Raw genomic sequence first — 15,626 nt, forward strand, 5'->3', positions numbered from 1 at the left:
CTTTTTTTGTATTTGCATTTCACTTGTTATAAAAATGTTTATTTTTGATGTTGTTTTTGGATTTTTTATGACTTAATATGACTGAAAATTATTGTTGGTGGTTTAGAGAGCTTTTTTTGATAAAGCCAATTGAGGGTCTACAAATGAAATACGCAAATATCATGGTTAAATTGATTAAAGTTGCCGGTTTGCTTGCTGCGACTGTTTTGGCAACCAAAAGCTATGCTTTAGAAATTACTATTCCAAAAGCCTCAGACCCTGCACATTTTTATAAAGTGGATCTATTAAAAGTATTGGTTAAACATGCGCCGGAACACAATATTAAGTTGGTTGAAGTCGAGGTAGGGAATCGTCGTCAGCAAATTAGTATGATAGATGTTGGCAATTTAGACCTGATGTGGGCACCAAAAAATGATGAGCTTGAACAAGAAATGAGGGCAGTAACCATACCGCTTGATCAAGATGTACTAGGGGTAACAGGTTTAATTGTGCGCAAGTCAGACGTACATCGTTTCAATTCACTCACCGACATTAATCAATTAAAAGCATACAAAGCAGGTGTACAAAAAGCATCGGTCACGCGAAGAATTCTTGAAGCTAATTCGTTTAACGCGGTATCAACGTTACGTGGTAGTTTTGCTCACATGCTAGACGGTGGTCGTTTCGACTACTATTTAACGCCTATTTTTAAAGCGCAAAAAGTGGTCGACAAATGGGCTGCGCAAGACAATATTACCGATGTAGTTGTACACCCAAATGTATTAATTAAATTACCACTCACCAGCTATTTTTACGTTAAAAAAGATAATGTGAAACTGGCTAATATAGTCGAAACTGCTTTATTGAGAGCAATTGAATCAGGCGATTTTGATGCCCTGTTAAAACAGAGCAGCGAATACAAAGCAGCTGAAGTTTATATGAACAATCAAAATCAAAGAATATTTGATGTAACAGGCAGTATATAACCTGAACCACCCCCAGTAATATTCATGGAGAGATAATGAAATTATTCCAACTAGCATCTGTGCTCACATTGGGCACAGTGCTTATGGCCTGCCAAACAACACAATCAAATTCCACTGCTAGCAAAATTGAATCTTTTAAAGCTAGATATACAAAAGCACAAAACGAACCTTTTGCTGAGCTTGTGATACCCAATAAAATTAAAACTGACTTAACCTTAACTGAATATCATCACAAAGTAATTCGCGAAAAATTTCCTCTGCAAAGATACCAGCATGTTGAGCAATTGAATGTTGCTGATTACGATGAAGCGACACAAAACACCATAGGTTTAATTAGCAAATTGAGGAATCATCAATTTGGCGAACTCAATGCTGAACTAGCTCAATTGCAACAGCAGTATGAGGCCAATCAAACGCTAGAAAATGAAGACGCACTTTTTGCCGCGTATGCCAGTTTTAACTTAGCGTACGAGCAAGACCTTGAACATTTAAACAAATGGGTGGCGCATTCTAAGCCTTATTCGCTTATGGCCAGAGCTACTTATTTGCACAGCTTTGCATGGTTAATTCGTGGACATAGTTATGTTTATAAAACAAAAGTGGGCAATATAAATACCACTAGGCATTTAGCCACTATGGCCAGAAATGATGCTTTTAGTGTATTAGCTGACAACAAACAAAACTTAGTTATGCTGCAAATAATCAACCTGACCTCAAAACTTAACAGTTGGTATTTGAGCCATAACTGGTTTTATGGTGCGGCTGAAAAATACCCTAACAGCCGGCGTTTAATTAATACTTATGCATCTTCCTTATATACCAGGTGGGGTGGTAAACAGGTGCAACGTGATCTGTTTTTAAATTATCTGAGCAAAAATGCTGCATGGGCTTTGCCGGAAGTAATTGAGAATTTCAATAAATATGAGGTCAATACTGATACAAAAGAACCTTTATTTGCTCCGGGTTACTACGATGCCTTTTTGCCTAGTGAAGACACAGTAAATACAGCGCAAAACGCAGCAGACTTCCAGCCTAGATACAGCAAAATATTGAAAGACGCCGAATATTATAAAAATATAAGAGCGTCGCACAAACAAAAGCAATTTGAGCAGTGTTTGTCGCAATCACAACTGAGCATATTTTTGGGTAGAGCATCTGCGCTTGTATTATATGGTAAAGCCACTTGTTATTCCGGCTTAAAGCAATACCAGAAAGCATTAAATATGCTGGATGTTCAACAGCAAATATATCCCAATGCTCTTAAGCGTTATCAGCAAAGATACCGAAAATTTATAAACAAACGACTAAACGCGAGCAAGGTTATTTAGTTGAATAGTGTTATTTTGATTTTGCTGGTTTTAGAGGCGTATTCTTTATGAGACATATTCATTTGTTTGTAGAAGGTAGCGAAGACCAAACTCAACCAGTTGAAGTTGAACAAATTGGAAGCAATGAATATATGATTCTATATTCTCCAGGTTTAGTTGAAGGAATCGCAGCTGGTGATAGCATTAAAATAACAAATGAATCATCAGGTGAATTTGAAGTTGTTCATCGAGGTGGCAGTGTTTCGATAAAACTGTACAGTAAGCATGAACTGGCAAATTATATGGAATGCATTATGTCGGAGTTCGAAGCGCTGCCTTCCAGATTTGACGGTGGTGTAAAGCATGCATGCGTTTGGACGGTTGATTTATCACAAACAAATTTTGGCAATATTGAAAGATCAATGAAAAACATAATGCGCAAAGTACCAGATTCTAAATGGTGGTATGGCAACGTTTATGACGCAAATAATAAGCCGCTCAATTGGTGGAAAAAGAATACTTCATAGCATACACTGCCACATACCAGAATTTATCCACGATAAATCAATCAGATAACACTACCTATCTAACTCCCAATTTGCTTCAAACAACTGCTAAATATGATCCAACACTGGTGCCCAATGCAGACGCACTGGGTGATTAGCAAAATCTCGGGTTTTTACCCGGTTCACATTATATTGATTTTCCAGTGTTTGTTTTATCTCATCAGCCTGGGCTTGGTCACCGATAAAATTGAGTACTTGATACTTAACTGTAAGTAGACGAACTAAGTCTTGATTGTTTGGCTGTAGGGCTAAGCGTTTATCCAACAAATTCAGAGCATTTTCATACTCACCCTGCAGCATATAAGCATCTACCGTTAGGATAACATTACCAATGGCAACCTTAGCGTCGTCAAAGTTAAATTGAGCTAATATGTTTAAAGCTTGCTCGTTTTGCTGTTGATGCATTAGCGCGCTTGCTGTTCTGTGTCTATAAGCTTGTGGCAATGCCTCAAGCGAGCCAAATAAAGTGTTGGTTAAGGTTACTATTTCAGCATTTTTTCGCTGCTTTTGTAGTAAAAAGTGTTGAATCGAAAAAGTATGTAATTTAATTCGCTGTTCTTGCCAAGGACTCAGTTGCTGCCTGTTGGCATACCAAGATTCAATGTTATGAACTATTTCATTCAGCTCGTTAGTATTTGGTGTCAAAGCGTTTTCACTCAATTCAACAAGCTGTTTCATTTGTGTGTTGTATGCGGAATTGTTTTCCGTTTCAGGTAGGTAAATCTTAAGTTTTTGCACATTTTCACGTCGTGCTTTAGTGTCTAATGCAAACTGGTGTAAATCTATTGATTCTGGGAAAGATCTAAACTTGGCTGTGGTTGCACTATTTATGTGTGCCCCAGCAATCGAGCTAAATAAGATACTGCAGGTCGCTATCGCAATAAATTTCATTTTCATCGGCTTTTCCTTAGATAACGACTCTAGGCGAGTTATATTTGCGTTTGCTTGATTGTTAATGGAGGTAAATCCACTTACGTTTACATCTAATTTTTTTAGCTGTTGTTGGCTATTGAGAATTATTTGTGCAAGGTCGATACAGTATTGCTCGCGCTTAATCTCAAAGCAATTTTGGTCGCAGCGCATCTCAATCAGTAGATCAATTTTTTTCAATAAAACAATCACCAGCGGGTTCCAGAAAAATATTCGTTTGGCTAGTTGTGTGAGCCATTTCAACAGTGGATCAAATTTTTCCAAGTGGGTTATTTCGTGCAATAAAATTGAGTTGAGCTCAGCAGAGTTAACCGCCTCTTTATTTAACCAGATAACCGGTTTTAATGTACCAGTTGCCATTGCCGTTGGTACAAGCGGCGAAATTTGTAGTTGTATCTGGCGGTTAAATAGCAGCTTCTGACTATAGTTTTGATTAACTAAAATTTGGTTAGCGTTTTGTGCGGTTTTATTGAGTTTAGCTAAATAAGCACGGTAACGAACAATATCGAGCAAAAACCAAGTTAAACCAAACCCAATAGCAAGCAGAAAGAAGTCGCTAAAGTTAATGTTATAAACTGTTTGCAGTGTTTGTTGATAAAAACTGGCTGATGTTTGCGAACTTTCAAACTGCGCCGCCGCTTTATTTGCTTCAAGTAAAGCATCAAAATTTGGCAGTATATAATCTATATTGCTTGGTATAAGTTGAATGTTATTTACCAGTGTTATTTCAACCGCATGCCAAGGAATAAACCAACCAAATAGCGCAACCAGCAGCAGTGAAAGCTGTATTCTTGCCGGTGCATCTGCCATGCTTTTTACCGCTGCTAACATTACAAGCGTAATTGCAAGATTGGTGATTATATAGTCCATTGTTTTAACCTTTGTTTTGTTTTTTCTCTTTAAGATATTTTTCAAGGTAGGCAATATCATCGTCCGACAGTTTGTCGTCATCAATTAAATGGGCGATTAACCCACTGGCTTTGCCACCAAAAAATCGTTTAATAAAGCTAGGCACTGCACTTGGCGTTAGTTCATCTTGGCTAATGGCTGCTTGAAATATAATAGCTCGGCCGTCTTTGCCAATGCGCTCAATTGCGCCTTTTTCTTCTAACCTATCTACTATGGTTTTTACTGTGTTGTAGGCCACAGGTTTGCTGTCACTAATCCATTGATGAATTTGTTTCGCAGAGCATTGTGGCTGTTGCCAAAAATACTGGATTACGTCTAATTCAAAATCGCTTAATTTCATGTTGTTCCTAAATTTACTGAGTTTGCGGCAGTATACCGACAAACTCAGTTAAATATGTGTTTAAGATGCACTAATAGTAACATTACCTGTTGTAAACTCGGCTAATAGTGCTTGCCATTCAGATACATCCCAATTAGCTCGACTACCCATAAAAATGGCACGCTCCAAATTCTCCACTACTAATTTAAAGTCGCGTGCTGGTCTGTCTTTGTAAGAAATCGCTAATAGGTGGAAAAACTCAGGGTTTAAGGTTTGTGACTGCTGTGCCATAGCTAAATATTCAATTGCACCTTCAACATCTCGCAGGGTTTCATCGTCAGCAGTTAGTTTTATTTTAGCTGCATGCAAAGTTGCTGCTGCATGGCCTTTTTCCATGGCTGACTCAAACCAAAATAGTGCTTTTTTCTCATCTTTTTTAACCCAAGGGCTAGAAGTTAACAATTTAGCTAATCGATACTCTGCTCGAGCTAAACCGTATTTACTCGCTTCAGTTATCCACTTAACTGCTTCAGGAATATCCTTTTGTTCTGTGTACAACTTAAAACCATACTCATACATAGAAGCTGGGTGGCCTTGCTGGGCGAGCGATTTTAATAATGTTTTTGCTTGATTTGGTTGCTCTTCTAACCAAGGAAAATTAACCATAGCCATGGCATATTGGTGTTGGTCATGCAGGCTGTTACTGTTTTCTGCTTTACGGACAATTGCTCTAATACTGCCATATAACCGAGGTAATTGGTCTGCTAATTCAAAATTATCAGTTGCCGCAGCGCCCATAAATACGCGTGTTGGAAATTCAACCGCTTGGCCTTTAAATTGAGGTTGGGCTAGCGGGAATAGCTTGTAGTCGTTCATATAGCGGCTGGTTAAACCAGCCTTTTGTATTTTGCTGATATTTCTGACTGAACCATCGGTTGCAACGTCATGTTCTACTATTAAAAAAGAAGGTTTACTAATAATTACGCCGCCTGACGAGCCCCATTCGGAATAACTGTAGCCATATCCTATGCCTGTATCCATTTCTGGAACATCAACAAAAAATTTCTTTTCAAGCGCAGGTTGCCCGCCAAAAGTAACTTTATACGCTAAATTTTCTTCAATTATTTCAGGTAGGTATTTAGACGTATAAGCCTTTTGCTCTTGTTTAAACTGTTCTAGCGAGGTTTGTATTATGTTGAGTTGTTGTTGCTCAAGGCCCACCAACATCGAGTCTAAAATGTCTTGTGCTTGAGCATAATTTTGTTCGGCCGCTAAAGCAAAGTATAAAAATGAATTGGTGAGGTCTTTTTCAACGCTCAGTCCTTTTAGGTGCATCATACCAAGTTGGTAATATGCATGAGCACTGCCTACCTTAGCACCCTGTTGGTAAAGCGTAAGGGCCTGTTGGTATTCTTTGTCTTTGAAAAAATCGTTGGCCTTTAATAAATCGACAGCTGATGCTTGAAAAGGCAAGGTTAGTGTTAAAACTGCAACTAGGTTTTTAGTAAAGTTATTCATGTTGTTTTCCTCATCCATATGACACAACTACATTTGTAGTTTTAATTAACTACAAATGTAGTGTTTAGGTGAAGAAGCGTCAACAAATTTTTAAATAATTTTTAATTTCCAGTTTGCGCCAATACAGGATCACCCGTTTCACGCATTTTGTTTAATAACTTTGTTTCTAACTCCGCCACTATATTTGCATATGCTGGCAGGTGTTTTTTAGCTATCAAATTAGTGGTTTCATCTGGGTCGTTTATTAAATCGTAAAACTCGTCTCTACCTTGGTTTTTAAAGTCTTTAACTAACTTATATTTGCCATCGCTATACATACGCATTTGCGTAACGCTTTGGTGGAGTGTTGAGTATGCAGCGTAATAGTCGGTTGATAATATTAAGTTTTCATCTAGCAATGCAGGGGTAAAATCTTTGCCTCGAATAATATTATCGTCACTTATTTTTCCCTTAGCAATGCTAACTAGGGTCGGGAACCAATCAAGGTTAGGCATGGTCGAGCTGTTTACTGAACCCGCTTTAATTTTGTTTGGCCAACGCACAATGGTTGGTACTTTTAAGCTTGGATCGTACATATTCGGTCTTTGTCCTGCTGGTATGTTGTCTGTTCCAGCAGGCTTTTTGTTTAATAACCAAAAACCATTACCTTTATGCCAGGTGCCGTTAAAGCCTATGCTATAGCCATGATCAGAGGTAAAAACAACCAGCGTATTGTCGGTTAAGCCCAACTTGTCTAATGCGTCCATTAATCTACCTATATTGCGGTCTATCCCTTTTACGCTTGAAAGGTATTCGCGCATTAATTTAGTGCCGCGTTCGGTATTTAAGTTTGGGTAGTCTGGATGCGGCAGTTTAATATCCATATCCTTAAATGGCGCTTCGTCTTCTGGTGCGACAGGTAAAAACTTGTAGTGTGGTGCACGATAGTGCAGTGACAAAGCAAATTTGCCTGCTTTATTACTTTTAATAAAATCAATTGCATAGTCAGTCAGTATGTCTGTGGTTAAACCTTCAAGCTGAGTTTCCACACCCTTAACTTCAAGTTTTGGATTAACTGGTGATGCACCACCTTCGCGAAAGCCGATAAATTCGTTATAGCCATGTTTAGTCGGGTGAAAAGGCTCTTTTTCCCCAATATGCCATTTGCCAATTAAACCAGTGTAGTAACCAGCTTGCTGCAGTACTTCAGTCCAAGTTTCGTATTTGGTATCTAAACCTAAATCAAATTGATGACCGGTTAAGGTTTTGGCTTTTGGGTTGTTATTTATCCAATCATCAATACCCAGCTCATAACCATATTGCGAGGTTAATAAACTGGCGCGTGATGGGCTACAAACCGGTGTCGTCGCATAGGCATTAGGCAAGTACATACCTTGCTCTGTGAGTTTATCTAAATTTGGCGTGATAGCTTGGGTATTACCTGCACGGCCGAGCGCCCATGGGGCTTGATCGTCTGTATAAATAAATAAAATATTGGGTGTGTCGTTGGTTGCTGCATTATTGGCTGTGTCGGTGTCTGAGTCGGTGAAAGTTGAACTGCAGCCGCTTAATAATACTAGTGCGAAAGCTAATTGCTTCATGTGTTTGAGCCCTTCAAAGAAATTATAATCGAATATTACTATTTCTAGACGTTTTTGTATATTTTATTGATTAAATGTGATTGTTTGTGGTTTTATTTGGGTGTTATGATTAGTGGATTGTCGTCCAAACAGAGTATGTAACAATGTTTATTGAGTTGTCGAATAACATCAGAAAACAAATAAAAACCTTAACTAAAGCCTGTTTATTAGTTGGCCTAACTATGCAAAGCCCTATCGCCAACGCACAGAAAGCTGAGGTGTTAGACACACAAGCAATCGATTTTGCTTGGTCTGGGCATAGAATTAAACCTTATTTGTTAACGCGCGGCGAACATCAATACGTTGCTTATTTTGATGCCAATAGACAAATGACAGTTGCTTACCGCGAGCTAAAAGGTAAATGGCGGTATTACAAAGTAGATAGTTGGTTGGGGTGGGATAGCCACAACTATGTGACTATGGAATTAGACTCTGCTGGCAACTTGCACCTAATGGGTAATATGCATGCTGATCCGCTTGAGTATTTCCGCACTTCTGAGCCTTACAACATTCGTTCACTTAAACGTGTTGAAACTCTGGTTAACCCTAAAGTTGAACAGCGAATGACCTACCCAATTTTTATGTTGAATAAAAATGGTGAGTTGCTGGTTAAATATAGAAGTGGCAGCAGTGGTAATGGTGACGAAATTTATAATATTTACGACACTAAAACTGAAACTTGGAAAAAATTACACAGTAACCAATTTTTAGACGGCCAAGGTTTAATGAGCGGTTATTTCGAAGGCCCCACATTAGGCCCAGATGGATATTTTCATTTAATTTGGGTTTGGCGTAATTCACCAAATGCCGCGACCAATCATTCATTGTCGTATGCCAAAAGTGCTGATTTAGTAAATTGGCAAGACTCAAACGGTAAAAGCATTAGCTTGCCAGTTACATTAAATAAAGCCGAAGTAGTTGACCCAGTTAAACCATTTGGCGGCATGATCAACGGTAACGTTAAATTAGGTTTTGATAGTCAAAAACGCCCTGTGATTTCTTACCATAAATACGATGCCAAAGGTAATACACAAATGTTTGTTGCGCGTAAACAAGGTAAAAAATGGCAACATGTACAAATCAGTGACTGGACAGACTTTCGTTGGGACTTTGGTGGTCATGGTTCGCTAGGGCGTTTTCCTATTCGTCCACAAGCGCCAGTGGTACTAAATGATAACGAACTCGGTGTAACTGTTAGAAAAAATGAACAAATTTTACAGTTTGTCTTGGCACAAGATACGCTTAAAACCAAGCAGGTTGTTCCGTCAAATCTGTATCCACCTATTATCAAAAAGGCTTCAGAGCATGCTAATCAGTCGCTGTTGACTGATCCGCGTTTTAACTTTGAACTACAAGTATTTGAAGGCAAGGGCGATTTAAGCCCTGCGGGTGGTCAGTACTATCTGTCTTGGTATAACCAACCAGGTAACAGAGACAATGCACATTCAGTTATTAGCCCTGCAAGCGTGCTGTTATTGCATGAAATTAAAGACTAATTAATCACGCCTTTAAATTAAAGGATTAATCAAAAACTAAAAAGGACTTTAAATGCCTAAACTTAAATCACTAGTATTCATTGCTGGCTTGTGCACCGCTGTTGGTGCACAAGCTAGTATGTTAGATGCTCATTTAGCCGTTGCCGACAAAGACTATACAACCGCAGCAAAACACTTTCAGATTTCAGCTGATTTAGGTTTGTCTGAGGCGCAATCTTCTATTAGCCAGCTATATTTGCATGGCGCGGGCATTAATAAAGACCCGATTAAAAGTTTTGTCTATATGGCGCTGGCCTACGACCAAACCAAGTCTGATGATTTACAAGGGAAAATGGCTGCTATTTATCAGTCGTTAACTGAGTATGATCAAGTTGTCGCGCTGGATACCTACGAACAACATCACGCCTTATATGGCCGCAAAGCATTAGAGAAACGCATTTATCCGCAGCTAAAAAATAGACCTATAGTGTGGACGCCGGGTATGCGAGTTAAACGGCCTGACAGCACAGGCGTAGTTATATCTAATATGTCGGTTAACCGCATGCCGCTGATGACGACAATGTATCAATACGATATCGCCATCGATGGCTCGGTAAGAGATATATCAGTAGTGCATGACTTTTTTGCCAATACCAGCATGAAAAAAGATGCAACCCGGGCAATGTACTTTGCAAAATTTCAGGCTCGAAAGCGTAAAGATGGTCAGCCTGTTCAAGTTGAAAACTATCGTTCTAGATGGGTACAAAAAGAATTAACCCGCGAATACGTTAAAAGCGAATTGCCTGATTTTGAGAGACTAATTTATCAACTCGAACAGTTAGTTAAAGACGGCAATTCTAACGCTATGTATCAGTTAGCAATGTACTACAAAGCCTACCCAGCATTAGAAGCTAATAAAGATGACGCCGTTAATTATTTACAGCAAGCGGCTAAGTTACACCACCCTGAAGCCGCTGCTGAATATGCCTTTCATTTATTTAGAGGTTATGGTCGCTCGAAAAATCCACGCATTGGATTGGAATATTTAATGCAAGCCGCTATTGCAGGTAGTGCCAATGCCCAATATCAACTCGGCCGAGAGTTACTGAGCGGCAATATTGTTGAGCAAGATATTGAAAAAGCCATTTTCTGGTTAGAACAAGCAGTAAATGCAGAGCATTACGCCGCCAAATATTGGTTAGCACGCACCTTAATAGATCATAAAACATTAGATCAACAATCAAACCAATTGGTCAGCAAGCTACTAGACGAGGTGGCGGATACAGAAAATGTTAATCCAAACTGGTATTACTATCGTGCTAAATACCAAAGTTTAATTGGCGAAAAAGCACAAGCTCAATCTTTGTTTAATGAGGCGAAAGATTTAGCAAAAGAATATGGCTGGAATGTGGATGATTGGCTGCTATAGGGTTACGGCTTTGAAAAACTTACTATTGTGTTTTTTGCTACTACTCACAGCTTGCAGCAGTACAGAAAATCAGCCAACCAATTTAAGTGCTAATTCGGCTGATTTTCAGTCTGTAATTACTCTGCCAATAAGATTACATTTGTTGCGAACACAAGCTGAGCCTCAACTGAACGCCGAGATGTCTGAGCAAGAATTAACTGAGCTATTTGAACAAGTTAATCTAATTTGGCGCTCTGCCAATATTAAGTTTTACCTCGAATCTGTACATGCTAGGCCCGTAATATTCGAGCAAGATTATCTACATGCCATTAACCATCCTGAGTTTTATCAAACATCTGAATTGGCTAAACAAATGCGCCAAGCTTGCGAAATACCTAAACAAAATAACCAAGTAATAAACGTATGCGTGGTTAAGCGCATGACAGTTAATATGGGCGGGGTGTACTTTTCAGGCAGAGATCCCAAAGTTGTTTGGCCATTAGCTATGCATAGCGGCTCAAAACCATTAAACCCTGCAACCCTAGCGCATGAAATTGGTCATTTTTTGGGTTTAAGACACAACCAAGAAGACGACATTTACTTGATGAAAGGTCGTGGCAACAATATTAGGCGTGACGGCCAATATGACAAAATTAAACTACTGCCTTCAGAAATATATGTAGCAAGAAAGATGGCAGAAAGGTTTTTTGTTATTCTAAATCAAACATAACAAATAGATTGTCAATTTACTATGGAACGTGTGTATGGATACGAGATGGCCACAACGACATTTGAGTAAACCTAGTGGTGTTGAGATTAGCGAATTGAAGAAGGCGTTTAACCTGTCTGACTAGTATTAATTTTTTGTGGGAAGTTGAGAGATAAGAGGCCTTGCGGCCTCTATCTAGTGCGTCTACACAACAAGCGTTACAAACAAACGCCTTTTGCGGTTTCTTCTGCGCTACGGCAAATTTCTGAAAAATGCTCTGGGTCTAAGCTTGCGCCACCAACCAATAAACCATCTACGTCAGCTTGTTCAAGCATGAGGTGAGCATTAGTTTTATTCACACTGCCGCCGTACATAATTCGAATGGTATCAGCAACTTCAGCACCATACATTTCGCATAATTCCTTGCGTATATAAGCATGTGTTGTTTGAGCAATTTCAGGTGTTGCTGCCTTACCTGTGCCTATCGCCCACACTGGCTCGTATGCTATACACAAGTTTTTGTTGGTTAAATCTATACCTTCAAGTGCTTCGCGTAGTTGGTGTGATAATACTTGTTCGGTTAAACCTTGTTCATACTCATTTTGGCTTTCACCAATGCAATATACTGGGGTTAAATTGGCTTCTAGCGCGCGTGTGATCTTGATTTGGCAACTGATGTTGTTTTCTCCAAAAATTTCACGACGCTCAGAATGACCAACTATGCAGTACCTACAGCCAGCTTCTTTCAACATGCGTGCAGATGTTTCACCAGTAAAAGCGCCTGAGTCATGTTTACTGATATTTTGTCCACCCACTTTAATTGGCGAGTTGCGTAAAAAGTTAAGCATATCTCGGATGTATAGGTAAGGAGGACACACCACAACTTCTGCCAAATAGGCATGTTTTACAAAAGATGACACTGATTTACATAATAAATCGATATCACCATTTAGTTTCCAGTTAGCCATGATAATTGGTCGGCGTTGATCAATTATATTTTTTTGTGTTTTCATATGTTTGGTCTTATGTGTCAATTTATAAAATTTATTGTTGTTTTATTGTACATGCAAATGACACTTTTTGATTGTTATTGTGTGAATGTGAGGTATTTTGTATTCTTATGGGTTTTTCCCTTTATTTGCCAATTTAGAGGGTATCAATTTTGCCTTTCTGCTGCTTTGGTACAAATAATATATTGTTGGATATTGCGTCAAAGGTTATTTAAATATGCAAAAACTAAAACAGGTTTTAGCCTCAACTTTAATTGGGTTGTTAGTCGTGAGTTGTGCTACAACAACAGAGTCCGAAAAACAGCCCTCAGCAAAAGCCGCTATTGAGCTAAAACAAGAAATAAAAATTACTGACAGCGCTTTGTTTTTTGACGGCAAAAAAATGGGTAATGTGCACAAATCACTCGACACAGTGAATGATCCCAATGGCAAATACAATTACCAATATGGGCCGGCGATTGCCCCGCACGGTGATGCAATAAAAACCTATAAACATTATGTGTTTATGACTTGGTATCGTGGTGGCAAATACGACCGTCACATGATGTTGTCTCGCCTTAATTTAAAAACTGGCCAGTTAAAACATATTGAATTTCCGCATCAGCACTCGGGTTTAGTCGGCCGTTGGTGGATAGGTGAAACTCACAATACAATTGCGGTGGGTATCAGCCCTAAAGATGAGAGTATTCACTTAGTGTTTGATTTACATGCGTATAATCGCCATTCCGATGCGGGTGGGTATGACGATTTTTCCAAAGACTATTTTCGCTATGCCTATAGCTTAGATGGCGCGGCTGCAGTTGCAGACCATGAGTTTACTCTAGACTTGTTTGTAAAAGATATCAGTGCCCATAGTGAGGGGACAAATGATTATAACCACTTGTCTATGACGGGTGATGAAGACCATGACGCCCATGCAAAACTTACTTATCCTAAATTTTTCTTAAATGGCCAAGGCGATTTGTTTTTCTATATTCGCCAAGGCACTTCGCATGACGGAAAAGGTATTTTTACCAGTTACAAAGGCAATGGCCTGTGGCGCGATTTTCAGAGTATTAACAAACTGAACGTTAAGGAAAACGGCCAACAATATAACTGGAGCAACTACGGTAATATGAAGTTTGCCAATGGTAAACTCGGGTTTGCTTTTCAGCGCCGTTTAAACAATAAAGAAGACAGATACCGTTATCAAAACGGCGTTTATTTTATGTACTCAGATGACCCATTAGGGCAAACAGCATGGAAAAGCCATAAAGGTCAGCCGATTCAGTTACCGCTAATTGACGCGGCGCCTGCTTTTGTTTTTGAACCAGGTGATTTGGTGAAAACTCAAGCTAAAAACCAGGTGGTGATCACAGGTAGTTTTGATTGGACCATTACCGACCGTGGCGATACACACATTATTAGTCGAGTGCGCGATAAAGAAAACAACGCAGATTTATACTTGCACCATTATAAACCTGCTGACCATGCCGAATTTATTACCAGCAGTGACTTTGTGGGTGCTGAAAATATTTATACTTCTGGCGACAGCATCTACATAATCGGTTTGGAAAACGGCCAACCCTATATTGAACAAGCGACTGGTGGCACCAATAATTTTATACGTGTATACCAAGGTAAAAAGCAGGCCACTGATTTTACCAAAGGTGTTGTTTATATTGCCGACGGTAAACTCTATTATTACCTGCTTGCTGAAGGTGAGGGTGACAAACGCACCACCTATTTGCAAGTAATTAATTTAGCTGATTGAAGTTTAAGCAAACTCTTCCAAAGTTTGCTGAGTTGTCCGCTTTCAACCAGGTTAGCTAGATAATTATTTAATTTAAAATTTGAGATCACATTTAAAAATTCCAATGGGCTGGTTTAACCCCTTCGAATTTGCTGTCTAGTTGGTAAATTTGTTTATCGAGCAAACAGCCCAATACAATTTTATTTAAATCAGTGCCTGCAAAAGCAAGCGAGGAGATGTTTTTTAGCTCAGCTGGGTTGTTGTCTAAATGTGGCCGACCCATAGTTAAATTTTGAAAAGCACCTTCAGCTTTTTTGACGTGTTGATCATCGCTTATTTCTAACATTAACTCTTGTTCACCGTTTTCTGATACTTTTATAACGCGGTTGCTAACTATACTGGTCACCCAAAAATTACCTTGGGTGTCGCGCGTTAAACCATCTGGAAATGTGCCTTCAGCAAATTTGCACACTACAGTCTGGTTACATAAGTCGCCATTTGGCGAGATATCAAATTTAAGCAGTTCGCGGCTAAAAGTTGCATTGGCGTATAATTCTGTTCCTTGTGGGTTAACCCAACACTCGTTGGTGTACCCTAAACCATCTGCGACAATTCGTGCGCCCGTTTGGTCAATTAAAATAATAAATCCATCGTCGCAGGTTGGTTTATAGGCTGCTGCGCGCGGTTGAGTGCGAGTACTTATAGTGATCCAAATACGATTTTGCTGGTCTAAATAAACAAAGTTACTCGGTGGCAGTGCTTCGCCTTCTATCTCTAATAAAAATGCCTCTATGCAGTTGTCGCGTTTTAAACGAAAAATGCCACCTTTGTCCGCACCTAAATGGGCTATTAAAAAACTGCCATCTTTTAACATGGCAAAACCATTGGTTTGTAATGGGCCAAAACCTGGGTATTCCCCACCATAAAAAACTTGGCTGCCATCTGGGTTTATTTGCGTGATGCCGCCTCTAAAATCAGACACATATATTTCGCCTTTTGCATTGGTTAACACACATTCAGGGCGGGTGAGTTGTTGGCCAATTTTTGTAATCGGGCTATTAAATTTGTTTATTTTGCTCATTTTGGAATTCTTTTTATGTTCAGAAAAACAGCACAGATAGGGGACTATTTTCGCAAATAACAATCCCTAACTGGACTA

Annotated in this window: 13 protein-coding genes; 7 read left to right on the forward strand and 6 right to left on the reverse strand. The window is 39.2% G+C overall.

What is annotated here, in order from left to right:
* The first annotated feature begins 143 nt into the window (after nt 1-143).
* From WSC_RS0113830 to WSC_RS0113840, 3 genes are read left to right on the forward strand one after another with little or no spacing between them, the layout of a single operon-like run.
* Complete coding sequence (locus WSC_RS0113830; protein ID WP_157447293.1) at nt 144-965, forward strand: substrate-binding periplasmic protein; 822 nt, start codon at nt 144-146, stop codon at nt 963-965.
* 35 nt (nt 966-1,000) lie between these two features.
* Nucleotides 1,001-2,293 carry a hypothetical protein gene (locus tag WSC_RS0113835; RefSeq protein WP_016956535.1) on the forward strand — a complete coding sequence of 431 codons (1,293 nt, stop codon included), beginning with the start codon at nt 1,001-1,003 and terminating at the stop codon, nt 2,291-2,293.
* A 47-nt stretch (nt 2,294-2,340) separates the two neighbouring features.
* Entirely contained in the window at nt 2,341-2,799 is a 459-nt protein-coding gene (locus tag WSC_RS0113840; RefSeq protein WP_016956536.1) for a DUF4265 domain-containing protein, read from the forward strand.
* Between the two features lie 87 nt (nt 2,800-2,886).
* Here the strand turns inward: WSC_RS0113840 and WSC_RS0113845 are convergent, their stop codons facing one another.
* From WSC_RS0113845 to WSC_RS0113860, 4 genes are all read right to left on the reverse strand, one after another.
* Nucleotides 2,887-4,638, reverse strand: a complete 1,752-nt coding sequence (locus WSC_RS0113845; protein ID WP_016956537.1) for a M56 family metallopeptidase — start codon at nt 4,636-4,638, stop codon at nt 2,887-2,889.
* A gap of 4 nt (nt 4,639-4,642) precedes the next feature.
* Entirely contained in the window at nt 4,643-5,017 is a 375-nt protein-coding gene (locus WSC_RS0113850; RefSeq protein WP_016956538.1) for a BlaI/MecI/CopY family transcriptional regulator, read from the reverse strand.
* Between the two features lie 60 nt (nt 5,018-5,077).
* A complete protein-coding gene (locus tag WSC_RS0113855) occupies nt 5,078-6,514 on the reverse strand; it encodes a tetratricopeptide repeat protein (protein WP_016956539.1) in 1,437 nt (478 codons plus the stop codon).
* A gap of 101 nt (nt 6,515-6,615) precedes the next feature.
* Nucleotides 6,616-8,094 (reverse strand): sulfatase family protein, encoded by a 1,479-nt coding sequence (locus WSC_RS0113860; RefSeq protein ID WP_016956540.1) that lies wholly within the window; start codon nt 8,092-8,094, stop codon nt 6,616-6,618.
* 143 nt (nt 8,095-8,237) lie between these two features.
* On the opposite strand from WSC_RS0113860, the gene WSC_RS0113865 reads away from it, so the two are divergent.
* The 3 genes from WSC_RS0113865 to WSC_RS0113875 are packed head-to-tail and all read left to right on the forward strand — an operon-like array spanning nt 8,238 to nt 11,746.
* Nucleotides 8,238-9,629: a BNR repeat-containing protein gene (locus WSC_RS0113865; protein WP_016956541.1), complete on the forward strand. Its 1,392-nt coding sequence runs from the start codon at nt 8,238-8,240 to the stop codon at nt 9,627-9,629.
* Between the two features lie 52 nt (nt 9,630-9,681).
* The gene (locus WSC_RS0113870) at nt 9,682-11,037 is read left to right on the forward strand and encodes a tetratricopeptide repeat protein (protein ID WP_016956542.1); all 1,356 of its coding nucleotides are present in this window, start codon (nt 9,682-9,684) and stop codon (nt 11,035-11,037) included.
* A gap of 10 nt (nt 11,038-11,047) precedes the next feature.
* On the forward strand, nt 11,048-11,746 hold the full coding sequence (locus WSC_RS0113875) for a hypothetical protein (protein ID WP_237716316.1): 699 nt from the start codon (nt 11,048-11,050) through the stop codon (nt 11,744-11,746).
* Nucleotides 11,747-11,943: 197 nt separating this feature from the next.
* Here WSC_RS0113875 and tpiA read toward each other — a convergent pair whose 3' ends face one another.
* Nucleotides 11,944-12,738: a triose-phosphate isomerase gene (gene tpiA / locus WSC_RS0113880; protein ID WP_016956544.1), complete on the reverse strand. Its 795-nt coding sequence runs from the start codon at nt 12,736-12,738 to the stop codon at nt 11,944-11,946.
* Between the two features lie 214 nt (nt 12,739-12,952).
* On the opposite strand from tpiA, the gene WSC_RS0113885 reads away from it, so the two are divergent.
* Nucleotides 12,953-14,488, forward strand: coding sequence for a BNR-4 repeat-containing protein (locus WSC_RS0113885; protein WP_016956545.1), 1,536 nt, complete (start codon nt 12,953-12,955; stop codon nt 14,486-14,488).
* A gap of 91 nt (nt 14,489-14,579) precedes the next feature.
* Here the strand turns inward: WSC_RS0113885 and WSC_RS0113890 are convergent, their stop codons facing one another.
* Nucleotides 14,580-15,548 (reverse strand): SMP-30/gluconolactonase/LRE family protein, encoded by a 969-nt coding sequence (locus tag WSC_RS0113890; RefSeq protein ID WP_016956546.1) that lies wholly within the window; start codon nt 15,546-15,548, stop codon nt 14,580-14,582.
* Nucleotides 15,549-15,626: the final 78 nt, after the last annotated feature.

It is taken from the genome of Catenovulum agarivorans YM01, from assembly GCF_000281085.1.
Taxonomy (GTDB): Bacteria; Pseudomonadota; Gammaproteobacteria; order Enterobacterales; family Alteromonadaceae; genus Catenovulum; species Catenovulum agarivorans.

Bases quoted from the DNA above. Each gene is read 5' to 3' on its own strand.
- WSC_RS0113890 (WP_016956546.1), bottom strand. From the start codon at position 15,548: ATGAGCAAAATAAACAAATTTAATAGCCCGATTACAAAAATTGGCCAA.
- WSC_RS0113870 (WP_016956542.1), top strand. From the start codon at position 9,682: ATGCCTAAACTTAAATCACTAGTATTCATTGCTGGCTTGTGCACCGCT.
- WSC_RS0113845 (WP_016956537.1), bottom strand. From the start codon at position 4,638: ATGGACTATATAATCACCAATCTTGCAATTACGCTTGTAATGTTAGCA.
- WSC_RS0113885 (WP_016956545.1), top strand. From the start codon at position 12,953: ATGCAAAAACTAAAACAGGTTTTAGCCTCAACTTTAATTGGGTTGTTA.
- WSC_RS0113835 (WP_016956535.1), top strand. From the start codon at position 1,001: ATGAAATTATTCCAACTAGCATCTGTGCTCACATTGGGCACAGTGCTT.
- WSC_RS0113860 (WP_016956540.1), bottom strand. From the start codon at position 8,094: ATGAAGCAATTAGCTTTCGCACTAGTATTATTAAGCGGCTGCAGTTCA.
- WSC_RS0113850 (WP_016956538.1), bottom strand. From the start codon at position 5,017: ATGAAATTAAGCGATTTTGAATTAGACGTAATCCAGTATTTTTGGCAA.
- tpiA (WP_016956544.1), bottom strand. From the start codon at position 12,738: ATGAAAACACAAAAAAATATAATTGATCAACGCCGACCAATTATCATG.
- WSC_RS0113865 (WP_016956541.1), top strand. From the start codon at position 8,238: ATGTTTATTGAGTTGTCGAATAACATCAGAAAACAAATAAAAACCTTA.
- WSC_RS0113840 (WP_016956536.1), top strand. From the start codon at position 2,341: ATGAGACATATTCATTTGTTTGTAGAAGGTAGCGAAGACCAAACTCAA.
- WSC_RS0113830 (WP_157447293.1), top strand. From the start codon at position 144: ATGAAATACGCAAATATCATGGTTAAATTGATTAAAGTTGCCGGTTTG.
- WSC_RS0113855 (WP_016956539.1), bottom strand. From the start codon at position 6,514: ATGAATAACTTTACTAAAAACCTAGTTGCAGTTTTAACACTAACCTTG.